Source organism: Burkholderia sp. BCC1999 (assembly GCF_905339975.1).
Taxonomy (GTDB): Bacteria; Pseudomonadota; Gammaproteobacteria; order Burkholderiales; family Burkholderiaceae; genus Burkholderia.
Map to the genome: position 1 here is coordinate 51,924 of NZ_CAJPHP010000015.1, position 22,653 is coordinate 74,576.

The 22,653-nt window shown below is 68.3% G+C and carries 21 protein-coding genes; 8 read left to right on the forward strand and 13 right to left on the reverse strand.

Going from position 1 to position 22,653, the window contains the following annotated elements; genetic code table 11:
* Window positions 1-79: 79 nt before the first annotated feature.
* The gene (locus tag U5809_RS22160; RefSeq protein ID WP_322088122.1) at window positions 80-1,315 is read left to right on the forward strand and encodes an NADH:flavin oxidoreductase; all 1,236 of its coding nucleotides are present in this window, start codon (window positions 80-82) and stop codon (window positions 1,313-1,315) included.
* A gap of 45 nt (window positions 1,316-1,360) precedes the next feature.
* On the opposite strand, the gene U5809_RS22165 is transcribed toward U5809_RS22160, so the two are convergent.
* Window positions 1,361-2,488, reverse strand: a complete 1,128-nt coding sequence (locus U5809_RS22165) for a 4-hydroxyphenylpyruvate dioxygenase family protein (protein ID WP_322088123.1) — start codon at window positions 2,486-2,488, stop codon at window positions 1,361-1,363.
* A 356-nt stretch (window positions 2,489-2,844) separates the two neighbouring features.
* On the opposite strand from U5809_RS22165, the gene shiA reads away from it, so the two are divergent.
* The gene (gene shiA, locus U5809_RS22170) at window positions 2,845-4,152 is read left to right on the forward strand and encodes a shikimate transporter (protein WP_322088124.1); all 1,308 of its coding nucleotides are present in this window, start codon (window positions 2,845-2,847) and stop codon (window positions 4,150-4,152) included.
* Window positions 4,153-4,185: 33 nt separating this feature from the next.
* Here the strand turns inward: shiA and U5809_RS22175 are convergent, their stop codons facing one another.
* Window positions 4,186-4,914 (reverse strand): HNH endonuclease, encoded by a 729-nt coding sequence (locus U5809_RS22175; protein WP_322088125.1) that lies wholly within the window; start codon window positions 4,912-4,914, stop codon window positions 4,186-4,188.
* 252 nt (window positions 4,915-5,166) lie between these two features.
* On the opposite strand from U5809_RS22175, the gene U5809_RS22180 reads away from it, so the two are divergent.
* A complete protein-coding gene (locus U5809_RS22180; RefSeq protein WP_175842561.1) occupies window positions 5,167-6,468 on the forward strand; it encodes a UDP-N-acetylglucosamine 1-carboxyvinyltransferase in 1,302 nt (433 codons plus the stop codon).
* 96 nt (window positions 6,469-6,564) lie between these two features.
* Here U5809_RS22180 and U5809_RS22185 read toward each other — a convergent pair whose 3' ends face one another.
* Complete coding sequence (locus U5809_RS22185) at window positions 6,565-7,182, reverse strand: hypothetical protein (protein ID WP_322088126.1); 618 nt, start codon at window positions 7,180-7,182, stop codon at window positions 6,565-6,567.
* A gap of 121 nt (window positions 7,183-7,303) precedes the next feature.
* Between U5809_RS22185 and U5809_RS22190 the strand changes: the two genes are divergently transcribed.
* The gene (locus U5809_RS22190) at window positions 7,304-8,074 is read left to right on the forward strand and encodes an IclR family transcriptional regulator domain-containing protein (RefSeq protein ID WP_322088127.1); all 771 of its coding nucleotides are present in this window, start codon (window positions 7,304-7,306) and stop codon (window positions 8,072-8,074) included.
* A gap of 24 nt (window positions 8,075-8,098) precedes the next feature.
* Here the strand turns inward: U5809_RS22190 and U5809_RS22195 are convergent, their stop codons facing one another.
* From U5809_RS22195 to U5809_RS22220, 6 genes are all read right to left on the reverse strand, one after another.
* Window positions 8,099-10,399 (reverse strand): ATP-dependent DNA helicase, encoded by a 2,301-nt coding sequence (locus U5809_RS22195; protein WP_322088128.1) that lies wholly within the window; start codon window positions 10,397-10,399, stop codon window positions 8,099-8,101.
* The gene (locus U5809_RS22200; RefSeq protein ID WP_322088129.1) at window positions 10,396-12,090 is read right to left on the reverse strand and encodes a VRR-NUC domain-containing protein; all 1,695 of its coding nucleotides are present in this window, start codon (window positions 12,088-12,090) and stop codon (window positions 10,396-10,398) included. Before U5809_RS22200 ends, U5809_RS22195 begins: the two co-directional genes overlap by 4 nt.
* Window positions 12,091-12,186: 96 nt before the next feature.
* A complete protein-coding gene (locus U5809_RS22205) occupies window positions 12,187-13,065 on the reverse strand; it encodes a MipA/OmpV family protein (protein WP_322088130.1) in 879 nt (292 codons plus the stop codon).
* A 205-nt stretch (window positions 13,066-13,270) separates the two neighbouring features.
* Entirely contained in the window at window positions 13,271-13,582 is a 312-nt protein-coding gene (locus U5809_RS22210; RefSeq protein ID WP_042977308.1) for a hypothetical protein, read from the reverse strand.
* A 14-nt stretch (window positions 13,583-13,596) separates the two neighbouring features.
* The gene (locus U5809_RS22215; RefSeq protein ID WP_322088131.1) at window positions 13,597-13,800 is read right to left on the reverse strand and encodes a hypothetical protein; all 204 of its coding nucleotides are present in this window, start codon (window positions 13,798-13,800) and stop codon (window positions 13,597-13,599) included.
* Window positions 13,801-13,890: 90 nt separating this feature from the next.
* The gene (locus tag U5809_RS22220) at window positions 13,891-14,190 is read right to left on the reverse strand and encodes a hypothetical protein (protein WP_322088132.1); all 300 of its coding nucleotides are present in this window, start codon (window positions 14,188-14,190) and stop codon (window positions 13,891-13,893) included.
* 143 nt (window positions 14,191-14,333) lie between these two features.
* Between U5809_RS22220 and U5809_RS22225 the strand changes: the two genes are divergently transcribed.
* The 3 genes from U5809_RS22225 (at window position 14,334) to U5809_RS22235 (ending at window position 15,886) form a co-directional block, all read left to right on the forward strand.
* On the forward strand, window positions 14,334-14,582 hold the full coding sequence (locus tag U5809_RS22225) for a hypothetical protein (RefSeq protein WP_322088133.1): 249 nt from the start codon (window positions 14,334-14,336) through the stop codon (window positions 14,580-14,582).
* A 339-nt stretch (window positions 14,583-14,921) separates the two neighbouring features.
* Window positions 14,922-15,386 carry a CBS domain-containing protein gene (locus tag U5809_RS22230; RefSeq protein ID WP_322088134.1) on the forward strand — a complete coding sequence of 155 codons (465 nt, stop codon included), beginning with the start codon at window positions 14,922-14,924 and terminating at the stop codon, window positions 15,384-15,386.
* Window positions 15,383-15,886: a PRC-barrel domain-containing protein gene (locus U5809_RS22235; RefSeq protein WP_322088135.1), complete on the forward strand. Its 504-nt coding sequence runs from the start codon at window positions 15,383-15,385 to the stop codon at window positions 15,884-15,886. Before U5809_RS22230 ends, U5809_RS22235 begins: the two co-directional genes overlap by 4 nt.
* A gap of 6 nt (window positions 15,887-15,892) precedes the next feature.
* Here the strand turns inward: U5809_RS22235 and U5809_RS22240 are convergent, their stop codons facing one another.
* The 3 genes from U5809_RS22240 to U5809_RS22250 all read right to left on the reverse strand — a co-directional run bounded on the left by U5809_RS22240 (window position 15,893) and on the right by U5809_RS22250 (window position 19,237).
* Window positions 15,893-16,516: a DUF4142 domain-containing protein gene (locus U5809_RS22240; protein WP_322088136.1), complete on the reverse strand. Its 624-nt coding sequence runs from the start codon at window positions 16,514-16,516 to the stop codon at window positions 15,893-15,895.
* A 280-nt stretch (window positions 16,517-16,796) separates the two neighbouring features.
* Complete coding sequence (locus U5809_RS22245) at window positions 16,797-17,207, reverse strand: BON domain-containing protein (protein WP_322088137.1); 411 nt, start codon at window positions 17,205-17,207, stop codon at window positions 16,797-16,799.
* A gap of 32 nt (window positions 17,208-17,239) precedes the next feature.
* Entirely contained in the window at window positions 17,240-19,237 is a 1,998-nt protein-coding gene (locus tag U5809_RS22250) for an ATP-binding protein (RefSeq protein WP_322088138.1), read from the reverse strand.
* A gap of 392 nt (window positions 19,238-19,629) precedes the next feature.
* Here U5809_RS22250 and U5809_RS22255 point away from each other — a divergent pair, with 392 nt between their 5' ends.
* Entirely contained in the window at window positions 19,630-20,667 is a 1,038-nt protein-coding gene (locus U5809_RS22255) for a sigma-54 dependent transcriptional regulator (RefSeq protein ID WP_322088211.1), read from the forward strand.
* Window positions 20,668-20,698: 31 nt separating this feature from the next.
* On the opposite strand, the gene U5809_RS22260 is transcribed toward U5809_RS22255, so the two are convergent.
* Window positions 20,699-22,498 (reverse strand): methyl-accepting chemotaxis protein, encoded by a 1,800-nt coding sequence (locus U5809_RS22260; RefSeq protein ID WP_322088139.1) that lies wholly within the window; start codon window positions 22,496-22,498, stop codon window positions 20,699-20,701.
* Window positions 22,499-22,653: the final 155 nt, after the last annotated feature.

The window sequence follows — 22,653 nt, forward strand, 5'->3', positions numbered from 1 at the left end:
GCTCGTCCACCCGGACGATGCGCGCCTGCGCCACCGCCGCACAATGGTCACCGTGCCCATTCCCGACGCCCGCCCCCTCATGGAATCCGCCGACCTCACGACCGCGTTCAGCCCGCTGCAGATCGGCCCGCTGACGCTGCGCAACCGCCTGATCAAGTCCGCTACCAACGAAGGCATGACGCCGAACGGCGTGCCGTCGCGCGCGCTCGTCGGCTTTCACGAGCGCATCGCGGAAGGCGGCGCCGCGCTGACGACCGTCGCGTACTGCGCGATCAGCGACGACGGCCGCACGTTCGTCGACCAGGCACGACTCGACGTGCCGACGGTCCGCCAGTTCCGCGCGCTGACCGACGCCGTCCATCGCCACGGCGCGGCCGCATCCGCACAGATCACGCATGGCGGCTGCTTCACGTTCCTGCCTTCTCTGTCGACGAAACGGCCGTTGAGCGCGTCGGGCGGTTTCAACAAGGTTGGCGTGATGAGCGGCCGCTTCCTGAAGCAGGCGATGACGCGCGACCAGATGTCGTCGATCGCCGACGAATTCGCGCAGGCGGCGCGACACGCGCGCGACGCCGGCTTCGATGCGGTCGAGATCCACATGGGGCACGGCTACCTGCTGAGCCAGTTCCTGTCGCCGCTGTACAACCGCCGCCGCGATGCCTATGGCGGCGACGCGGCGCGCCGGGCCGCGTTCCCGGTCGAAGTGCTGCGTCGCGTGCTCGACGCGGTGGGCCGCGATCTCGCCGTCGTCTGCAAGATCGGCGTGACCGAGGGCGTGCGCGGCGGCGGCACCGCCGACGACGCATGCGAGATCGCGCGGCAACTGGAAGCCGAAGGCGCGCACCTGCTGGTGCTGAGCGGTGGAATGAACGTCGAATCGGTGTGGCAACTGTTCGGCAGCCCGCTGCCGGGAGAAGCGCGCGCGAACGCCGACAACGCGATCGTGCGTACCGCGATGGCGCTGCAGAAGCTCACCGAACCGAAGATGGGTGCGTTTCGCGAGATGTATTTCCTCGAGCACTCGAAGCAGGTGCGCGCGGCCGTCAGGATGCCGCTCGCCTATCTCGGCGGCGTGCGCTCGCGCGAGAACGTCGAGCTGGCGATGCGCGAAGGTTTCGATGCGGTCGCGCTCGCGCGGGCGCTCGTGTTCGAACCGGGTTTCGTGAACGGGCTGCGCGACGGCCGGCTGACGCAATCGGGCTGCACGTCATGCAACCGCTGCGTCGTGTCGATGTACACCCCGGGCGGCACGGCGTGCGCGCTGGGCGAGCCGAACGACCCCGCGCCGAACCGCGTGCCGGCCGCCGCCGCGTGAAACTTGACGCGTGAGGTGTGACGCGGGTGCGGGTGCGCTGGCCGCTCAGCCCGCGTCGCGCGCGCGGGCGAGTGCTGCAAGGTTGCCTTCGCCGAACCCGTGGTGCCCCTTGCGCTGCACGATCTCGAAGAAGATCTCGCCGGGCCTGCGCTTGACGAAGGTCTGGAAGAACAGCTTCGGCACACCGTCGCTGCCGATCTCGCCGTCGACCAGCACCGCGCGGCGGCGCAGCGCGTCGAGATCGACGCCGTGCCCGGGCAGCCGCGCATCGACTTCGTCGTAATAGCGTGCGGGCGGCTCGATGAATTCGACGCCGTTCGCCCGCAACGCATCGACGCACGACAGGATGTCGTCGGTGGCCAGCGCGACGTGCTGCACGCCCTCGCCCGGATGGTCGGGCAGATATGCATGCATCAGCTCGGTGCGCCGCGTGCCTTCCTCGTAGACCGGAATCCGCACCGCGCCGCACGGCGACACCATCACGCGCGATTCCTCCGACACATGCCAGTGCGCGTCGATTTCGTGGATCTCGCGGAAATGCAGCAGGTCGTGGTAGAAGTCCAGCCACTCCCGCATGCGCCCCGCGCCGACGGTTTGCGTGAAATGGTCGACCTGCTGCAGGCCGACACCCACGCAATCGAGATCGGTGTGTGCGGTGGCGATGTCGATCGGCCGGAAATCGATGTCGAAGATCGAGATGTCGCCGACGCCGCCGCGCTGGCCGTCCCGTCCGCGCCAGCGGTCGATGAAATACAGGTGCGAATCGCCGATGCCCTGGATCGCCGGGATCTTCAGTTCCCCGACACCTACCTTTTCGCCCTCGAACGCCCATGCGCCGAGCTCGATCGCCCGCTCGAACGCGCGCCGGGCGCTCGCCACGCGCAGCCCGATCGCGCAGACGCCCATCCCGTATTCCTCCGCGTAGCGCGCAGCGAACGAATCGGGCTCGGCATTGATCAGGAAATGCATCTGCCCCTGCCGGTACAACGTGACGTTCTTGCTGACATGGCGTGCGATCGCCTTGAACCCGAGCTGCTCGAAGCGCTGCGCGAGCGCCTCCGGCACGGGCGCCGCGAATTCGACGAATTCGAGGCCGGCCATCCCGAGCGGATTGGCGGCCGGATCGGCAACGGGCGGCGTATCGCTGGACAGGGGGTGGGAATTGCCGGGCATTCCAGTCTCCGGAGGCATGCGGTCGATGGGGATGGCGCCCGTCGCGTGCGGCATGCGCGGCCGAGGGGCGACCGCGCATCCGCCCCGAACGGGCGAATTGTCGATGCTGCAGATTTTAACCAAATCGTTCACGGCGGCACACCCTGGCCGAACGGGATATCGTCACGCCGCTTAGTGCAAACCCGAAAAGCGTTCGATAATCGCACGGACTTGAACGATCATCGCGCACTTTATCCGACTGGCCAATTGCCGCCATGCGGCGCGCGCCCTATTCTCCGTTCACCCATCGACTTCAATGCAGCATCGGACGCGGCGCCGCCACGATTCCACGATGCGCCGTGCCAGGAGACACCGCCATGACCCCAACCTTCGACACCCTCGACGCCGCCGCCAGCGCCCGTGCGCGCAGCCAGGCCCGCAAGGCCGCGATCGGCAGCTTCGTCGGCGCCGTCGTCGACTGGTACGACTTCCTGCTGTACGGGATCGTCGCCGCGCTCGTATTCAATTCCGAGTTCTTCCCGAAAGTCAGCCCGACCATGGGCACGCTCGCGGCGTTCGCGACCTTCGGCGTCGGCTTCCTGTTCCGGCCGCTCGGCGGCGTCGTGTTCGGCCATTACGGCGACCGGCTCGGGCGCAAGCGGATGCTTGTGCTGACCGTGATGCTGATGGGGCTGTCGACGGTCGCGATCGGCCTGCTGCCTGCATTCTCGACGATCGGCTGGTGGGCGCCCGTGCTGCTGGTGCTGATGCGTGCGATCCAGGGTTTCGCGGTCGGCGGCGAATGGGGCGGCGCGGCGCTGATGGCCGTCGAGAGCGCGCCGAAGCAGAAGAAGGCGTTCTACAGCAGCGGTGTGCAGGTCGGCTACGGCGTCGGCCTCGTGCTGGCCACGGGCATCGTGTCGATCCTGAGCCACACGCTCGGCGAGGCCGCGTTCAAGTCATGGGGCTGGCGCCTGCCGTTCGTGTTCAGCATCGTGCTGGTGCTGATCGGGTTGTGGGTGCGCAAGAACATGGACGAGTCGCAGGAGTTCGTCGAGAAGGTCGAGCATGGCAACCGCAAGCTGCGCCTGCCGGTGCTGGAAGCGCTCACGCGCCACCCGAAGGCGTTCCTGCTGATCATTGCGCTGCGGCTCGCGGAACTGTTCACGATGTATATCGTCACCGCGTTCGCGCTCAGCTATTCGACGACGAACCTCGGCATGTCGCGCGACCTGTTCCTGAACATCGGCCTGCTGGTCGGCGCGGTGAGCTGCGTGACGATTCCGTGCTTCGCGTGGCTGGCCGACCGCTACGGCCTGCGTCGCATCTACCTCGTCGGCGCGTTGATTGGCCTCGCGTCCGCGGTGCCGTTCTTCGTCGCGCTGGAAGCGCGGTCGATCGCGTGGATCGTGATCTTCTCGATCCTGCTGGCGAACGCCGCGCACGACATGGTCGTGAGCGTCCAGCAGCCGCTGTTCACCGAGCTGTTCGGCGCCGAATACCGCTACAGCGGCGCGGGTGTCGGCTACCAGTTCGCGAGTGTGGTCGGCGGCGGGTTCACGCCGTTCATCGCGGTCGGCCTCGTCAGCCTGGCCGGCGGCTCGTGGCATCTCGTCGCCGGTTATCTCGCGGTGGGCTGCCTGATCTCGCTGGTGGTCGCCGCGCGGATGCGGGCGGCGCAGTGATGGAATGAGTGCGTGGCCGGCGTGCGTCGCCGGTTACGCGCGAACGAGGCGCGGCAGCCGAGCGTAGAGGCGTTCGACGAGTTGCCGGGCGCCCTCGCCATAATGCAGTTCGCGGTGGCAGTTCGGGCAAACGGCCACTGTATTCGACACGAGATCGGGCCCCCGCTCCGCCAGCTTGCGGACGTGGTGCGCCTCCAAAAACGGCAGCCCGTCGGCGCCCTTGAACGGCGCGGGCTCGCTGCAGCATTCGCAAATTCCGTTCGCTTGCGCCAATACCCAAGCCTTGACCGCCGGATCGCGGCGAATCTGCGTCACGGTTGAACTCGTGACCGCAGGAGTCGCGTTGCCCGGCGGCGGCACAATCTGCGGCTTTTTCAACGCGTCGCGCACGTCGAGTTCGAATTTCACGGTCGGTACGGCCGACCGCTGCTCCCGTTCGTTGATGAATTGCTCGATCAACACGCCATTCGAGCCGACATTCTTTGCGGGCTTGAGTCCGGGAAGCCATTGACGGCCCATCAGCGCCAGCACATACGAAATGTTCTGCATCCGGTACTCGAATGCTTTCGCCGTGCGATTGAACTTCGCGGCCAGCCTGTCGTACACCGCTTTCTTGACGTAGGGCTCACCCGCGCGCGCGCTTTCGAGCATTTTGAGATATTCGTCGACCGACGAACGGAGTTCATCATGCGTCCAGGGCCGGCCGTCTGCATGCGCAGAAACGTCGTCAGATAAGCGGGATTTGGGTGTTGGTGTCGACATAAAGGGCCGCATTCGGGAGTCCGATCTCGATTTTACGAGATAAGAAACCGATCCGATCCCAGTCACGGCGGCAGGCCGTTTTCATTTTTACGTGTCGATCGCGCCATTGGATTGCCGATATCACCCGCGGCCAACGTCAAACACCGTCAATCGCGCGCCCCGATCCCCCTTTTCCCCTCTGAACATTCCACGCCGCCGGCCGACCAATGGCATCATATGGGCCTACGTCAGTCACCGATACGCCCCCATATCATGTCGAATCTCATCGTCCACGGCGGCACTCCGCTGCGCGGGGACATCAAGCCGTCCGCGAACAAGAACGCCGTCCTGCCGATTCTGTGCGCCACCCTGTTGACCGATCAGCCGCTGCGCCTCGTCGGCGTGCCGGACATCACCGACGTGCGCAAGATCCTCGACATCTTCCGCACGCTCGGCAGCGACGTGTCGGTCGACTTCACGACGGGCCTGCTCGAACTCCACCATCGCAACACGAAGTTCGATCCGGCCGTCCACCGGCTGCCCGAGGCGATGCGCTCGTCGATCATGCTGATTCCGCCGCTGCTCGCACGCTTCGGCGTCGCGCGCCTCGAGAACGACGTGAAAGGCTGTACGCTCGGCGTGCGCGAAATCGACCCGCACGTCGAGGTGTTCGAGCGCTTCGGCGCGCACATCGAGCGCACGCCCGATTCGCTGATCGTCCGCACCGACGGCCCGCTGACGGCCAACGATCACTGGTTCGACTACGCGTCGGTGACGACCACCGAGAACTTCGCGCTGTGCGCGACGACCGCGAGCGGCACGTCGACGCTGATGAACGCGGCGTCCGAGCCGCACGTGCAGGAGTTCTGCCAGTTCCTCGCGATGATCGGCGTCACGATCGAAGGGATCGGCACGTCGCGGCTGTGCGTGACGGGCGGCGGCAAGCTCGGCGGCGGCGAATTCCGCTTCGCCGAGGATTTCCACGAGATCGCGACGTTCCTCGCGCTCGGCGCGATCACCGGCGGCGACATCACGGTGCGCAACTCGTCGCCCGAACATTTCCCGCTGATCGACCGCACGTTCGCGAAGTTCGGCGTCAACGTCACGCATCGCGACGGCTGGTCGCGCGCGGAACGCGACGGCCCGCTGCGCGTTCGCCGGCCGTTCACGCAGAACATCCTGACCAAGGTCGAAGCCGCGCCGTGGCCGTACCTGCCGGTCGACCTGCTGCCGATCTTCATCGCGCTCGGCGTGCGCGCGGAAGGCAGCGCGATGTTCTGGAACAAGGTCTACGACGGCGCGCTCGGCTGGTCCGGCGAGCTGTCGAAGTTCGGCGCGCACGTGCTGCTGTCCGATCCGCACCGGCTGATCACGTTCGGCGGGCTGCAACTGACGCCGGCACGCGTCGAGAGCCCGTACATCATTCGCGTCGCGATTGCACTGCTGATGGTCGCCGCGAGCATCGAAGGCCGCTCGGAAATCATGAACGCGCTGCCGATCCGCCGCGCGCATCCGCATTTCGTCGAGAACCTGCGCTCGGTCGGCGCGAACGTCGAATGGACGAGCAGCGAGTAAGGCATTGAAGGACGCGGCGCGCGTGACACGGGCGCCGCGTTCACCCGGCGGCTGGTTTTGACAGGCCGTCGGTCTCTTCCCGTTACCCCTCCCGCGTTATTCGCCACCGCCGCCGCAATCGACGTCGCCGGCACCCATGTGGTCGAACCCATAGAGCATCACGGCCGTCGTGCCACGCGCGGGGTTGCTCGGGCGCGTCGCGAGGCGTTCATCGAGCACGTCCGACGGATACTGGACGCTCGTATCCATCACGTTGCCCGGCTGTGACCGCAGTTCGGCTTCGGTCAGCTTGCTCCCCTCCGCGCGCGGCAGCCCGAATGCCTTGCGCACCTCTGCCGCGTTCCACGTTCCCTTCAGCGTGACCGTGACCATCTGCAGCTCGCCATGCTCCCAGTCCAGGTCGACCTTCGTCGCGAGCGGATGCACGCTGGCCGCGAGCCGCTCGGGGAACGCGGGGCCTTCGTAGTACGCCTTCGTGTTCTTGCACGCGTCGCCAGTGTTCCGGTACTTCTTCAGCGAGCAATTGAAGCGCTTGTCGCGGTAGCCGAACGTCGTTTCGACGTAGCAGCCGAATTTCGGCGATGTCATGCGCGGCCATGCACGGATATCGACGGCCGGTTTAGCGAGGGTTGCGGCGGTGGTCGCAGGATTCGCCGCGGCAAGCAGCGGCATGGCCGCGACGAGCACGGCCAAGGCGGATTCTCGGAGTGTCATTGTTCTGTTCCAGTCGGAGCGGCGATTCTAGCGCGAGCGCGGCTTCGCCAGCGCGGTCGGTCTGCGCGATAATCGCTCAATTCCGAGCGTTCAACGCACACCGGCCTTCCGCTATCCGACGATGAAAAAGCCCGAACTCGACCGACGCGACTGGATTGCCGGCCTCGAAAAAGGCCTGATGATCCTCGAAGCCTTCGACAGCCAGCACGCACGCATGACGCCCACGCAGGCCGCCGCGCGTACGGGCCTCACGCGCACGGCAGCGCGGCGCTACCTGCTGACGCTCGAATCGCTCGGCTACGTGTACACCGACGGCAAGCTGTACGGCCTCACGCCGCGCGTGCTGCGGGTCGGCTGGTCGTACTTCGATTCGGCGCGTCTGCCGCGCACGGTCCAGCCCTATCTGCAGCAACTGAGCGCGTCGCTGAATGAATCGGCGTACGTCAGCGTGCTCGACGGCTGGGAACTGGTGTTCATCGCACGCAACGGCGTGTCGCGCGTGATGACGACGGGCTTCGTGCTCGGTGCACGCGTGCCGGCGCCGCTGACGTCGCCGGGTGTCGTGCTGCTCGCCCATCATCCCGATCGCGAAGCCGTGCGCGCGTGGCTCGACGAAACCGAACTGCCGCCGTTCACGCCGCACACGATCACCAACAAGGCGCGGCTGCTCGAACAGGTCGACCATGCGCGCGACGCCGGTTTTGCCGCGATCGAGCAGCAATTGCAGGTCGGCGTACGCGGGATCGCGGTGCCGCTGAAGAACCGTCAGGGCGAGGTGGTCGCCGCGCTGAGCACGAACATGCCGATCGGCGCGGAGACGGCGGACGCGGCCGTGCGGCGCGTGCTGCCGCACTTGCAGGAAGCCGCGCTCGCGATGCTCAACGTGCTGTAGCGCGAGGCAGTTTCACCCTCACCTTCACCCGATCCGCCACCACCGCGGCAGCAAGTCGCGCACTTCGCGCCTGCGATAACGGTCGTCGATCAGGTGCACGACGCCTTCGTCGTGCTCGGTGCGGATCACCCGCCCGGCCGCCTGCACGACCTTCTGCAAGCCCGGATACAGGTACATGTAGTCGTAGCCGTTGCCGAAACGCGCCTCCATCGCGCGCCGCATCTGCTCGTTGACGTCGTTGACCTGCGGCAGCCCGAGCGTCGCGATGAAGGCGCCGATCAGCCGCTCGCCGACTAGGTCCACGCCTTCCGAAAACGCCCCGCCCAGCACCGCGAAACCGACCCCGCGCCCGCCCGCGTCGAAGCGCGCGAGAAACGCGTCGCGCTCGCTTTCGGCCATCCCGGGCGCCTGCGCCCACACGGGCACGTCCGGGTGCCGCGTCTGCATCAGCGCGACCACGCGCCCGAGATAGTCGAAGCTGCTCAGGAAGCCGAGGTAGTTGCCGGGCCGCGTCGCGTATTGCGCGGCGATCAGATCGACGATCGGTTCGAGCGACCGGTCGCGGTCGCGCCAGCGTGTCGACACATGGCTCGCGACGCGCACGGTCAGTTGCTCGGCGCGGAACGGCCCGTCGACGTCGAGCCAGCCCGTATCGCCGGGCAGCCCGAGCGTGTCGCGATAGAAATGGAACGGGCTCAGCGTGCCCGAGAACAGCACGGTCGCGCGCGCGGCTTCGTAACGCGGCGCCAGGAAGCCGGCCGGTATCACGTTGCGCACGCAAAGCGTCGACTGAATGCGGCGCCGGCGGCTCGCCGACGCGACACCGTCGAGCGCCGGCTGGCGCGGCATCGGTTCGCCATGGAGTGTCGCGTCGAAGATCGATGCGCTGTCGAAGGCTTCGGCGAGCACACCGAACTGGATCGCCTCGAAATGAAACCGCAGCAGCGCGTCGCCGTTCGCGCGCGGTGCGTCGGTCAGGTGTTCGCCGATCGCCGCGACGAGGTTCTGCACGGCCGACACGATCGGGCCCGGTACGTCGGGGTACGCCGCATAGCGTTCGGCCTGCGCGCGATTGACCGTGCCCCACGCGCGGGCGAGCCGGTCGAATGCCTTGCGCAGCGCCGCCGGCGCGGCTTCGCGCGCAGCCGCGAACGCGAACGGATCGAGCGATGCGCTGTACATCTTGCGTGCGCGGTCGAGCAGGTTGTGCGCTTCGTCGACGAGCACGCCGACGCGCCACTGATTCTGCTGCGCGAGCGTGTGCAGCATCGCGCTGCCGTCGTAGTAGTAGTTGTAGTCGCCTATCATCATGTCCGACCAGCGCGCGAGTTCCTGCGAGAGGTAGTACGGACAGACGTCGTGCGCGAGCGCGGCCGTGCGCACGGTATCGCGATCGAGCAGACCGGCCTCGATTGCCGCGTCGCGCGCGGCCGGCAGCCGGTCGTAGAAGCCTTTCGCGAGCGGGCACGATTCGCCATGGCACGCGCTGTCCGGATGCTCGCACGCCTTGTCGCGCGCGACGAGTTCCAGCACGCGCAGCGGCAGCGCGGGCGTGCCGGCGCCGAGCGTCGTCGCCGCTTCGAGCGCGAGCGCACGGCCGGGCGTTTTCGCGGTCAGGAAGAAGACGTGGTCGAGCTCGCCCTCGCCGCACACCTTCAGCAGCGGAAACACGGTGCCGAGCGTCTTGCCGATGCCGGTCGGCGCCTGCGCCATCAGGCAGCGCTCGTCGCGTGCCGCGCGATAGACCGAGACCGCCAGCTCGCGCTGGCCGCTGCGGAACTGCCCGTGCGGAAATGCGAGCGCGCGCAGCGCTGCGTCGCGCGCCGCGCGATGGGCCGTTTCGCGCTCGGCCCAGCCGACGAAGCACGCGCACTGTTCGGCGAAGAACGTCGCGAGCGTGTTCGCATCCAGCGTTTCCGTCAGCACGGTCTCGCGTTCGGACACGATGTCGAAATACACGAGCGCGACGTCGATTTCCTTGAGGCCGCGCGCGTCGCACATCAGGTGCGCATAGACCTTCGCCTGCGCCCAGTGCAGCGCGCGATGATTGTCCGGCATCGCATCGAGGCTGCCGCGATAGGTCTTGATTTCCTCGACGCGGTTCGCCACGGGATCGTAGCCGTCCGCGCGGCCGCGCACGGTGAGCGTGCCCCAGGTGCCTGTCAGCGCAATCTCGGTTTCGTAGCGTGCGCCGCGTTTCGACGTGACCGCACCGTGGCCGGCGATGCCTTCGAGCGCGGTCGGCGCGGGCGTGAAGCGCAGGTCGAGATCGCCGCGCCGCGCGGTGAATTCGCACATGGCCCGCACCGCGACGACATAGCTCATGCGGACAACCCCGTCGCTTCCGGTTGCGCCAGGCCGTCGACGGCCCATTCGACGTCGACGACGCGCACCGGTATGCCGTGCGCGACGCAGTATGCGAGCCAGCGCGTCTGGTTGTCCTGCAGGCGGTCGCCGGGGCCTTTTACCTCGATCAGCTCGTAACGGCGCTCATCGGGCCAGAAGCGGACGAGATCGGGCAGCCCCGAACGGTTGCTGCGGATATCCGCGAGCAGGCGCGTGAACCACAGCCGCAGGTGCTCGGGCGGCAGGCACGCGAGCGCTTCGTCGAGCAGCGCATCGGTCAGCACGCCCCAGAACACGAACGGCGACTGCAGCCCGGCCTTCGTCGCGAAATGCCGGCGGATCGTGTCGCGGTACGCGCCCGAATCGAGCTGTGCGAAACACGCGTCGAATGCGTCCGCGCGACGCGCTGCGAAATCGGGTGCGTGCAGGTCGGCCGGACCGCGCTGGAACGGGTGGAAGAACGCGCCGGGCACGGCTGCGAACACCGGTTCCCAGCACAACAGGCCGAACAGCGAATTGATCAGCGTGTTTTCGACGTAATGGACCGGTGACGCCGGTTGCGCGAGATGGTCGCGCACCGCAAATTCGACGCTGACGAATGCGTCGGGACGCGTGAGCACGAGTGTTTCGCGCGGTGCGCCGGCCGCTGCGGCCGCACGTTCGACGCGCTGGCCGGCGCGGCGCTGCAGGCGCGGCAGCATGCGCTCGACGCGCTGGCGTTCCTCGTCGCTCTCGAAGCCGCCGCGCGCGTCGAGCGCCAGCACGAGCGCGTCGTCGTCGCGCCCGCAGCGCTCGAGCACGCGGATGCGCCGGTGGCGGCTGCCGGGCCACGCACTGCGCGTATACGCGTTGAGCGCGGTATCCCAGTCGGCGCGGCGCTCGCAGGTCTGGCCGAGCGCGAACAGCAGCTTCGCGCGACGCGTCGCGAGCCATGGCTGCCCGCAGCCCACGGCGTCGATTGCGCGCATCAGGTCGTCGAACGGCAGGTCGTCGGGCCACGCATCGAGCGCGTCGCGGCACATCTGCAGCGCGAGATACGCATCGACGTCGCCGCGCTGCTGGAACGCGCGCGACGACGGTGCGATCGGCACGCTTTCGTACTGGAACACGCCGAGATCGGCGAGCACGAACTCGCTCCAGTCCTGATGGAGATTGCCGAAGAACATCAGCCGCAGCCGGTCGCACAGCGCGCCGACCGTCACGCGCAACACGCGGTCGCCAGCCTGCGCGCACCACGCGTCGAGCGGCTGCGCGGTGTCGTACGCGGGGCGCAGCCGTTCGAGCCATTCGGGCTTGCGCTCGCCGGCATGGGCGGCAAGCGACGGGAAGATGTGCAGCAGATCGGCCTTGGTCGACAACGAGAACAGCTCGTCGAGCGTAAGCGCGGGCGCCGGATCGACCCAGCCGAGTTCGACGAGCGGCGTGACTGCGTCGAGCGTGCTGCCGATTTCGTCGTACACGAGCTTGCTTGCGCGGAAATCGGACCCGCTGCGCATCAGCATCCGCACCAGCAGCGCGCGCGACGGCTGCGGCAGCGTCGCGAACTGCCGGACGAACGCGTGCTCGTGCGCGTCGAACAGGTCGTCGTAACGCTCGCCGAGCCAGGCCAGCGCGCGTTCGAAATTGGTCAGGTAGTAAAACGCCGGGGGCGTCGGCGAAGCGGGTGTCACGGAGATCGATCACTGTACGTTTGTACAGGTCGGAATCATATCAAATGTGACGGCAAATGCCGCGTGCGGCATCTGCCTTTTGCTGCCCGGCCGCGGTCAGAACTGGTAATTCACCGACATGTCGAACACGCCGTTGGTCGACTGCTGCGTGATCGGGCTGCGCGCCGCGCGGCCGACGAGCTGCTCGATGGCGCCGTCGATCGTGACGAACCAGTGCTTGTTCACGAACCAGGCCATCGTCACCCCCGCGCCGAACGACTTGATCCCGGCCCCCGACGAATAGGCCGGCAGCCCCGAGCGCGCGGCGGCACCCTGATTCACGCCGAACCAGCTGTTCATGTAGCGCGAATCGGCGAACGACACGGTCGGCCCCGCGAACCAGAAGAAATGCTCGTTGCTGCCCGGCAGCGGCATGTACGCGGAGAAATCGCCGACCCAGCCGTTCGAGCCGCCGATGCTGCGCCGGATATCCGCGCGCAGCACGAGCGGAAATTCCTTCGAGATCACGTAATCGGCCGCCAGTTTCATCACAGGTGCCGCGTTGATGTTGTCGAGACCGTTCAGGTGCTCGGTATCGTCGGCCGAACGACGCCCGAGGTCGTAGCCGACGGACAGGCTCACGCGCCAGTTCGGCCCGCGCAGCACGTTCGCGCCGAGCCCCTCGCCCGTCGACAGGAAGAACAGGTCGCGATAGCGGATATCCAGATTCGGGCCGCCCAGCACGCGATAACGGTCGGAGCCCGCATAGCGCGGCTGCAGCGTCATCGCGGCGCCCACGCTGATATTCCAGGTGGAAATGTTCGGGTCGTACAGTTTTTCGAGCGGCACGCCCGCCGAGTATTGCCACTCGCCGAGCGGCGAAGGCGTCTGGGCCGACGCGTCGCGGGCGCCGGCCGCCGTAAGCGCCGCGCAGGCCGACAGGCCGGATACGAACCGGCGTGCGCCGGGTGACAGCAACGTGCGAGCAACAGTCATCAAGGCGTCTCCGTCGGTTGCGCGAAACGAACCTGAAGGAAAGCGCGTCGCGCCGCTTCGGCTGCAGCGGCTGGCAGCCGGTGGCGCGAACGTAGCGTGCGCTGAATTAACGGACATCCTACGCGACGCGCGCGCGGACGCAAAGCGCCCGCTGCGCGCGGGCACTTTGCCGCCCTTCGGAATGAATGGGAGCAGCGTTGCCGAATCAGAAACGCTCGACGTGATAGTCGCCGGCCAGCGCGGCCGGACTGCGCGACGACATCATCCGCGAGAAGCCGTCGGCGAGCCGGCCGAGCGCCAGTTGCTTCTGGCTGGCGTCCCAGTGCGTGTAGGTGTCGTACGCGGCATCGTCGAACGAGACGGTGACGGCGACCGGGCGGCCGCTCGCGCGAAAGCCGATCTGCAGCACGCCGCCCGGCAATTCCTCGATGTGATAGCGCAGCGAGCGCGATTCGAAATAGCGGCCCAGCACCTGAGCGATCGCGCGCTTGTCGGGTGATTGAACGTGGATGTCCATGAGGGTCCTCCTTTTCAGTATTCGCGCGGCCGGTGGTAGCGCACCGCTTGGCCCGGCATCCGCATCCGCATCGGCGGCGGATGTGACGGCGGGTCGCCCTGCGGCAGCCCGTCGGGCACGGGCGGATCGACCGGATCGTCGTGATCGGGCGGTACCGGGTCCGGGTCGACGTCGGGTGTCGTCGGTTCGGGGCGGTGCAGCATGGATGGCGTCTTCATGTCACTCCTGCGCGACGGCGCGCGCCTCTCGATGGCGCTGCGACCGCGCGCAAGCGGCGTGCCTGCTCGTGTTCCGCGCGCGCCGCACGGTCAGTCGTCGTAGGCCGCCATCACCAGCCACATCGTGCGTCCTTCCGTGGTCAGCCGCACCGCGAGTGCGAACGGATCGGACGGCGCGCATTGCGCGACGAGCGCCTGCTGCGCGCGCTCGGGCCCGTCGTAGACGAGGTCGTTCAGCTCGCGTACCTCGTCCTTGCCGTCGAACATGCGCCGCTCGGGCCGATAGACCAGCGATTCGCGTTTCCACGCGTCGAATCGCGCGCGCACGCTGGCGAATTCGCCGCCGCATACGTTCGCGTCGTAACGTATCCTTTCCCTGGATGCATTCATCAGGATGTCCTCTTGTCCACGCGGACGGCGCGCGGCTCATGTCCCGCGTGCCCGTCCGGCTTCTCCGGCGCGCAAGCGTCGTGCCGCCGGCACGTCATGGGCACGGCGCTTGCGCGTATATCGACGACCAAGGAGGTTCGACCATGACCGCTTACGCCACCGGCCGCCACGACGCCGTGTCACCGGCTGCCGGACTGTTCCGTCTCGCCACGTCACACCCGCCGTCCGAAGACAAGACGGAAGAGCGCATCGACGAAGGGCTCGAAGAGACGTTTCCGGCCAGCGATCCGCCCGCCGTCGGCGGCGCGACCCGCATCGACCCCGCCAAACCGTCCGGCGAGCATGAACGTCGCAAGCCGCACGACCCTTCCCCGCCCCGCGATCACGGCTGACGGCGGCATCCGGCTCGCCATGCGCGGCGGCGCATCGGCGGGCCGGACCCATTCGGAGTGATCTGATGAAACGCCTTGAAAGCAGATGGCATGAAATCAGCGGCGCCGCCGGCGTCGCCGCACTGGCCGCCATCGAGAGCGCAGTGGTGCTGGCAATCGTCGTCATGACGGGCATCGGCCACTGACATCCCGCACCGCCCGTGCGCGGCAGCCGCCGTGGAAGATGTACAAGCGGGCTGGCAATTTTCTCCGTCGCCCGGCCGTCGAGGCCCGGTGCATGCGCAGCGTGCGCGGCACGACATCTGCTCCCGATTCGTCTCGCTCACGAAGGAGGCGTTCATGTATCGCGTCAACGAGATCATGTCGCGCGACGTGGTGTGCGTCGCGCCGACCGACACGATTCGCCATGCGGCCGAACTGATGCAGCGCTTCGACATCGGCGTGCTGCCCGTTTGCGACGGCACCGAACTCGTCGCGATCGTCACCGACCGCGATCTCGCGGTGCGCGGGCTGTCGCACGGCCATGCGTTCGATACACCGGTGCGGGCCGTGGCATCCGCACCCGTGCAATGGTGTGTCGAGGACGACGGCGTCGGCGACGTCCAGCAGCGGATGGCCGACGTGCAACTGCATCGCTTGCCGGTGCTCGATCGCGACCGGCGGCTGGTCGGGATCGTGTCCCTCGGTGACATCGCGACGCGCGCGGGCGGCCCCGAACGCGACGAGCTGGCCAATACGCTCGAGGACGTGTCGCTGCCGCGCCGGCGCTCACCACCAACAGCTTCGACAGGAGATGATCGATGACAACGGACAGACTGTCGCGCGGCGACACGCGCATTGTCGGCGGCCCTCGCCGCTCGACCGTCTGCGGGCCGGGGCCCGACGTGATGGCCGCCCGGACGCTCGCGGGCGATCGTGTGCTGACGATGGACGGCGACGACATCGGCAAGGTGGCCGACATCATGCTCGACGTGCGCGCCGGCCGGATCGCGTATGCAGTCGTTGCGTCGGGCGGTGTGCGCGGGCTCGGCGACAAACTGCTCGCGGTGCCGTGGAACGTGCTCGTGCTCGACGTCGAGCGCAAATGCTTCGTGCTGCCGGTCGCGACCGAGCACGTGCGCGACGCGCCCGGCTTCGACCGGGACTGCTGGCCGGCGATGGCCGATCCTGGCTGGGGCGAAGTGCTGCACGCGTACTACGGCAGTTTGCCGTACTGGCTGATCGAGGAAGGCGAAACGGCACTGGACTCGCCGCCGCACGAGGCGTCGCCGGACGCTCCCGAGGACGGCAAACGGCGGCGTTGACGCCGATCAGCGCGCGGCCGCGACGGTCTGCGCGAGTTGCCGTGCGGCGGCCAGATGCGCGTTCAGCGCCGGCAGCGTGCTAGCCGCGAATGCGCGAAGCTGCGGATCGCGGCCGTGCTTCGCCTCATCTTCGTAGAGCCGGATCGCCGCTTCATGCACACGCGGGCCGGCCAGTGCGACGTACGCCGTATCGAACGCATGACCTGCCTTCATCCGCAACGCCGTCACCGCCGGATCGACCAGCATCCGCGCCTGCACCGGCACACCCTTTTGCGCACCGAGTTGCCGCAATGCGCCGGCGAGGCGGGCGTGATCGTCTACCATCCGGCGCGCGAACGCTTTCACGCCGGGGTTCGACGAGCGGTCGAGCGCAAGCTGGCTGGCCTGCCGTTCGACCTTGTCGAGCATGCCGGCCTTGTCGACAAACTCCGCATCGATGCCGGTCGGCCGCTGCGTCATGTCGGCCTCGTCAGCGGTCGTGCCGGGGCGGACGACGCCCGGGGCGACCTGCACCGACGAAGCGGGCAGCGTCTGCGCGTGCGAACACGCGAACGCCAGTGCGCCAACGGCAGCAGCCAGTGTGATTGCCGCCCGTAGGCGACGGCACCGCTTGCTCCGGTTCGTGGTCATCCGGGCCTCCGTGTGTCGTGACGGCGCGCGCCGGCCGCGCCGGTTGCCGTCGCGCCGGGCGATGGCGCGACGAGAAGAAATCGGTCCATGCGCCGGTGCACCACGCGCCCTCGGTGCGCTCCACCGACAGCACGCCGGCCGCGAACATCGTCCGCTCCACGAACCCGTTCGTGCGCCGTGTCACATGCGCGCAACGTTCCGCCTGTTCTTCCCGCGAGAAGCGGCCCGCGACGAGGCTATCCACGTTGAACCTCCTCCCCGGCGCTGGCCCGCGCACATCTTACTGCCGGCGGATCTGCAGCCTGTCGTGTACGCCGCTCACGCCGTCGACGCCGTGCACCACGCGGATCGCGGTCGCGCGTTGCCGTTCGTCGGGCACGTTGCCCGTCAGTTCGACGACGCGATGGCGAACCTGAACGTCGATGTCGCCGGACGCCAATCCGCGTTCGGCGACGAGCGCCGCCCTGACGCGGGAAGCAAGCGTCGCATCGCGGATCTGGCCGCCGACGGCCGACGCCTGACTCTCGAGCTTCGCACCGACACCCTCCTCGGCCGATGCATGGCGGGGTGTCGCGATCCATATGAACGACACAATCGGCATGCACGCGATCGGCACGACCGGCGGCATGCGCCTGGTTCGAACCGGCTCGCGGCCCGTGCCGTCGCACCGCATGGTTTTCGTTGCATCCATCGGGCCTCCCGTATTCCAGTGTGACCGGGCGCTCAGCCGCGCCCTTTCCCGCCGTGCCTATCGTCCGGCGCGACGTCGACGATCACGCTCGCGAGCGTCGGCATGTCGACCGGCTTGCACAGATACGCATCGAAGCCGGCGGCCAGCACACGGTGGCGGTCGGCCTTGCCGGCGTGCGCGGTGACCGCCACGACAGGCAAATGCCCGCTGCCGCCCGGCAAATGGCGGATCCGGTCGAGCAGCCAGAAGCCGTCGCCGTCCGGCATTGCGAGATCCGACAGCACGACGCTCGGCGGATGCCGCTCCACCGCGTCGAGCGCGTCGTGCCCCGACTGCGCGGTCGACACTTGCGCGCCCATCGTTTCGAGCGCCGCGGCGAGGCTTGCGCGCGAGGTTGCATCGTCATCGACGACGAGCACGCGCTGGCCGTCGAGCGCCACCGAGTCCGACGCGCCTGCGGGGCGCGTCAGGCGCTCGGCCGGATCGTCGGCGTCCCAGCCGGCCGGCAGCGTGACCGTCACGGTCGTCCCGCGTCCCGGTCCGTCGCTCGTCGCGACGACGCCGCCGCCGTGCAGCTGTGCGATGTTGCGCACGATCGACAGGCCGAGCCCGAGGCCGCGCTTCGGCGAAGCGAACGCGCCTTCGGGCCGGCTGAAGGTTTCGAACAGGTGCGGCAGGTATTCCGGTTCAATCCCTTGTCCCGTATCGGCGACCGACAGCCGGACGCGTTCGCCCGCACGCGTCAGCGACACGTCGATGCGCCCGCCCGGCGGCGTGAACTTGATCGCGTTCGACAACAGGTTCGACAGCACCTGGCGCACGCGCTCGCCGTCCGCCGGAATCACGCAGGACTGCATCGCGTACGCCGTCGACAGTTCGAGCCCGTTCGCCTGCGCGGTCGCATCGAGCTCGCGCGTGGCGTCGCGCACGACGCGCACGAGGTCGACCGGCACGCGTTCGAGACGCAGCCGGCCCGTCGCGAGCGACGACGCGTCGAGCAGGTCGCCGACCATGTGCGACAACGACCGCGCGCTGCGATCGATCGCGTCGACCGCCTGTTCCGCGAGCCCGTGCCCGTCGACGTTGCGCAACACCTCGACCCACCCGTAGATCACGTTCAGCGGCGTGCGCAGCTCGTGCGACACCGTGGCCAGCAACTCGTCCTTCAGACGGTTCGACGTGTCGGCCAGCGCGCGTGCGTCGCGGGCGCCGCGCAACGAGCGCAGGTCTCGCCGCTCGCGGCAGCGGCGTTCGCGCGCTTCGCGCAGCGTCATCGACAGGCCCGTGCAGTTGCCCTGCGCATCGACGATCGGCGACGCGGCGAAGGTAGCGCGAAAGCGGCCGCCGTCGCGACGCACACATAGCACGTCGAGCGGCCCGACCGGCGCGTGCAGGTTCGCGAACGTGGCGGGCAGCGGATGCCGCCGCCGCCAGCGCGGCGCGATCATCGCTGCGACATCGCGCCCGCTTGCCTGTGCGGCGTCGACCCCGAAGATCCGGCGCGCGGCCGGATTCCAGCTCGTGATCCGGCGCGCGGTGTCGACACCGACAATCGCGTCGGGCGATGCGTCGACCACCCGGCGCAACTCGCTGTCGTCAGGCTCGCGTGCGGCGGGCGCCGGCTCGCGATGCGGCGCCCGCGTGGCGGCGTCCGCGTCGCCGTCGTCGCCGTCGTCGTCGACGGCGTGCAGGCGATCGTTCGCGATCAGCGGCTTCACCGCCATCACGAGCATGCACTCGACGAAGCTGATCGCAACGAACGCACCGGCCTGCGCGAGCAGCGTGTCCAGCGGCGCATCGCGCCACCACAGTGTGCCGATCACGGCCAGGCTCGCGACAGTCGCGGCGAGGCCGCCGCCGAACGACGTCAGCCACGCGGCGGCGGCAACGCCCGCATAGAAAGGCAGCGGCGCAAACGGTGCGTGCTCGCCGACGAGGTGAATCGCCCACGCTTGCAGCGCGGACGCCAGCGCGACGGTCAGCACGACCCATGCACCCTGCCGCAACAGCTCATGGGTCAGGGGCCTCATTGCATCCTTGCCTCGCGCCGGCTCCCGTCGTGCGGCGACGTGCCTCCGTTCGGCGATCCGGGATGCCGTCGAGCGTGCCGGGCGGGCGTGGAAGTGTCAGCAAGCGATATGCCCGGGACGGGCGTGACACGGTGTTCCGGCGGCGGATGGCGGGACGGCGCATCGTGCCCGCCGCGTGTCGTGGCGGTCCGGCATCGATCGAGGCCGCCCGCCGCTTCGGCGAAAAGCGATAGCGGCCGGATTTTTCATCGGCTTTCTGTAAAAAAGCTGCGGTCCGACCCTGGAACGAGCAGCCGTTTCCAGTCAAAAGGCCGATGGTCGAATCCTTCTGGCCCCGTCGCGAACATTGGAAATTACTATTCAGCGGCACCTTCGTGGCCGTTTCGCTGTCGATGATAAATATTGCAATGAACGGAACGCGTGATGCCGATTTTCAAAACGGCCCGCTAACGACGATGGGTGAAACCGCAAACCGGTCGAAGCAGCGCGCAGACGGCCGCCGGCTCTCCGGCCGGTCCTCCGCGGTGCGCACGCTGCTCGGCCGCATCGAGAAAATCGCGCCGACCCGCGCCAGCGTGATGATTGCCGGCGAAAGCGGGGTCGGCAAGGATATCGTCGCGCGCCGGCTGCACGATCTCAGTGCGCGGCGCGACGGCCCGTTCGTGCCCGTGAATTGCGGCGCGATCCCGCCCGATATCGCGGAGTCGCAACTGTTCGGGCACGAGAAAGGCAGTTTCACCGGTGCGATCGCGCAGCGCGAAGGCTTCTTCGAGGCCGCGCGCGGCGGCACGCTGCTGCTCGACGAGATCGCCGAAATGCCCGCGGCGCTGCAGGTGAAGCTGCTGCGGGCGATCGAGTCGAATGCGATCGTGCGAGTGGGCGGCACCGAGCCGATTCCGCTCGACGTGCGTATCGTGTCGGCCACGCGGCACAACCCGGCCGATGCCGTGCGCGACGGCCGGCTGCGCGAGGACCTGTTCTACCGGCTCGCCGCGTTCGCGCTGTACGTGCCGCCACTGCGCCAGCGCGACGGCGACGTCGAGACGATCGCGCAGGAATTCGTCGACACGCTGAACGCGCGGCACCGCTCGCACAAGCGGCTGACCGACGCAGCGATCGCGGCACTCCGCGCGTACTCGTGGCCCGGCAACGTGCGCGAGCTGCACAACACGATCGAGCGCGCGTACATCCTGGCGGACGAAGGCATCGACGTCGCGCTGCCGAAGCAGCCGATGCCGCCCGACCGTACGTCGGAGAGCGCGATGGCGCTGCCGCTCGGCGCGACGCTCCACCATGCGCAGCAACGCTTCATCGCGGCGACGCTGCGTTACTTCGACGGCAACAAGCCGCGCGCAGCCAAGGCGCTCGGCATCAGCCTGAAAACGCTCTACAACCGGCTCGCGCTGATGCGCGACAGCGGCCGCTCCTGAGCGGTGCGGCCGCGCCCCCTCCAGGCTGCGATTACGCGACCTTGAACCGCCCGACCGTCGTCGCCAGCGCATTCGCCTGCGACTGCAGCGCGGTCGCGGCGGCGGTCGACTGTTCGACGAGCGCCGCGTTCTGCTGGACCATTTCATCGAGCTGCGTGACCGCGCGGTTCACCTCCTGAATACCGCGCGTCTGCTCGTTCGCCGCGTGCGTGATCTCGGAGATGATGGTCGTCACGTTCGACACGTTGGACACGATCTCGCGCATCGTGTCGCCGGCCTGGCGCACCTGCCCGGAACCGGCCGACACGCTCGCGACCGTCGATTCGACCAGCACCTTCACTTCGCGCGCAGCCTGCGCGCTGCGTTGCGCGAGACTGCGCACTTCCTGCGCGACGACCGCGAAGCCGCGGCCCTGCTCGCCCGCCCGCGCCGCTTCGACGGCCGCGTTCAGCGCGAGGATGTTGGTCTGGAACGCGATCCCGTCGATCACGCCGATGATGTCGCCGATCCGGCCCGATGCTTCTTCGATCTTCTCCATCGTCGCGACGACGTCCGACACGACCGCCCCGCCGTGCGACGCGATCCGCGACGCGGCCGCCGCGCGCTCGTCGGCCTGGCCGGCGGCTGCCGCCGACTGGCCGACGGTCGCGGTGATCTCTTCCATCGACGCAGCCGTTTCCTCGAGGCTCGCCGCGGCCGATTCGGTACGCGACGACAGGTCCTGGTTGCCCGCCGCGATCTCGTTCGCGGCCGTGCGCACCGATTCGCTCGCGTCGCGGATCTGGCGCATCACGTCGTTCAGCTTGTCGACGAAGCTGTTGAACGAGCGCGCGATGTCGGCGACTTCGTCGCGGCCGTCGGCCGGCAGGCGCTGCGTCAGGTCGCCGGCACCCGAGCCGATCGCGGCCATCGCCTGGCGCACCTGCGACAGGCGGCGGAACGCGGTCGCGGTGATCGCGCCGATGATCAGCGACGCGACGCCGACGATCACGACCAGCGTGATCAGCGACGCCGTCAGCAGCGAGCGCATGCCGGCCGTCGCTTCGGTCTTGTCGAGCAGCACCAGCGCGTACCAGTCGGTGCCCGGCACGGGCCGCGCACGCACCAGCTTCGCGCTGCCGCCGACGCTCACCTCGACGGGGGCCGTCGCGGCCGCGATCGTCGCGGCGCTCGTCGCGCCGAGTTCGGGCGACACGTCGGCGACCGGCTTCAGCGTGAGCTTCGGGTCCGGATGCGCGACGACGTGGCCGCTGCTGTCGATCAGCATCCCGAAGCTCGCGGGTGTCGGGCGGATCGACTTCACGTTGGCGATCACGCTGTCCATCGCGACGTCCGCGGCGACGACGCCCTTCAGCGCGCCGTCACGCAGGATCGGCACCGCGAACGTGACGACGAGGTTGCCGGTGCCGGCATCGACGTAAGGCGGCGTGACGACCGGCTTGCCGGCCTGCGCGGCCTGCTTGTACCACGGGCGGCCGGTCGGATCGTAGTCGGGCGGGATGCCGGTCGGGTCGGAGAAGCGGAACGCCTTGTCGGCGTAGCCCGCGTACACGTTCGTGAAGCCGCCGGCCGTGGCCATCTGCTTGAACACCGGCAGCGGATCGGGTGCGAGCGCCGCGTCCTGCAGCGACGCGATCATCCGGCTGCGGGTGGCGACCCAGTCGGCGATCCCGACCACGTGGCCGCTCGCGACGGAGGTCAGGTTGCGGTCGATCGCGTCGTCGTTGTACGAGTGCGCGATGAAATAGTTGATCAGCGTGGTGGCGACGAGCGCGAATACGACGATGGCGACGCACGCGGCGAGAATGCGGGCGCGGATGGACGAGAGCATGGCAACGACTCGGTAAGGGAGCGCGAACGCCCGGTGGACGAATTCACCGGGTAAACGGCAATCGCGGCGCTTACTTGAGGTCGTTGTGACAATTCAATGAAACATATGACGAAAGACGTTGACGGCTGTCAGTGAATCGTCAGGTCGCGCGCAGG

Coding starts and splice junctions, on each gene's coding strand:
- U5809_RS22160 (WP_322088122.1), top strand. CDS start 80: ATGGAATCCGCCGACCTCACGACCGCGTTCAGCCCGCTGCAGATCGGC.
- U5809_RS22165 (WP_322088123.1), bottom strand. CDS start 2,488: ATGCCCGGCAATTCCCACCCCCTGTCCAGCGATACGCCGCCCGTTGCC.
- shiA (WP_322088124.1), top strand. CDS start 2,845: ATGACCCCAACCTTCGACACCCTCGACGCCGCCGCCAGCGCCCGTGCG.
- U5809_RS22175 (WP_322088125.1), bottom strand. CDS start 4,914: ATGTCGACACCAACACCCAAATCCCGCTTATCTGACGACGTTTCTGCG.
- U5809_RS22180 (WP_175842561.1), top strand. CDS start 5,167: ATGTCGAATCTCATCGTCCACGGCGGCACTCCGCTGCGCGGGGACATC.
- U5809_RS22185 (WP_322088126.1), bottom strand. CDS start 7,182: ATGACACTCCGAGAATCCGCCTTGGCCGTGCTCGTCGCGGCCATGCCG.
- U5809_RS22190 (WP_322088127.1), top strand. CDS start 7,304: ATGAAAAAGCCCGAACTCGACCGACGCGACTGGATTGCCGGCCTCGAA.
- U5809_RS22195 (WP_322088128.1), bottom strand. CDS start 10,399: ATGAGCTATGTCGTCGCGGTGCGGGCCATGTGCGAATTCACCGCGCGG.
- U5809_RS22205 (WP_322088130.1), bottom strand. CDS start 13,065: ATGACTGTTGCTCGCACGTTGCTGTCACCCGGCGCACGCCGGTTCGTA.
- U5809_RS22210 (WP_042977308.1), bottom strand. CDS start 13,582: ATGGACATCCACGTTCAATCACCCGACAAGCGCGCGATCGCTCAGGTG.
- U5809_RS22215 (WP_322088131.1), bottom strand. CDS start 13,800: ATGAAGACGCCATCCATGCTGCACCGCCCCGAACCGACGACACCCGAC.
- U5809_RS22220 (WP_322088132.1), bottom strand. CDS start 14,190: ATGAATGCATCCAGGGAAAGGATACGTTACGACGCGAACGTATGCGGC.
- U5809_RS22225 (WP_322088133.1), top strand. CDS start 14,334: ATGACCGCTTACGCCACCGGCCGCCACGACGCCGTGTCACCGGCTGCC.
- U5809_RS22230 (WP_322088134.1), top strand. CDS start 14,922: ATGTATCGCGTCAACGAGATCATGTCGCGCGACGTGGTGTGCGTCGCG.
- U5809_RS22235 (WP_322088135.1), top strand. CDS start 15,383: ATGACAACGGACAGACTGTCGCGCGGCGACACGCGCATTGTCGGCGGC.
- U5809_RS22240 (WP_322088136.1), bottom strand. CDS start 16,516: ATGACCACGAACCGGAGCAAGCGGTGCCGTCGCCTACGGGCGGCAATC.
- U5809_RS22245 (WP_322088137.1), bottom strand. CDS start 17,207: ATGGATGCAACGAAAACCATGCGGTGCGACGGCACGGGCCGCGAGCCG.
- U5809_RS22250 (WP_322088138.1), bottom strand. CDS start 19,237: ATGAGGCCCCTGACCCATGAGCTGTTGCGGCAGGGTGCATGGGTCGTG.
- U5809_RS22255 (WP_322088211.1), top strand. CDS start 19,630: ATGATAAATATTGCAATGAACGGAACGCGTGATGCCGATTTTCAAAAC.
- U5809_RS22260 (WP_322088139.1), bottom strand. CDS start 22,498: ATGCTCTCGTCCATCCGCGCCCGCATTCTCGCCGCGTGCGTCGCCATC.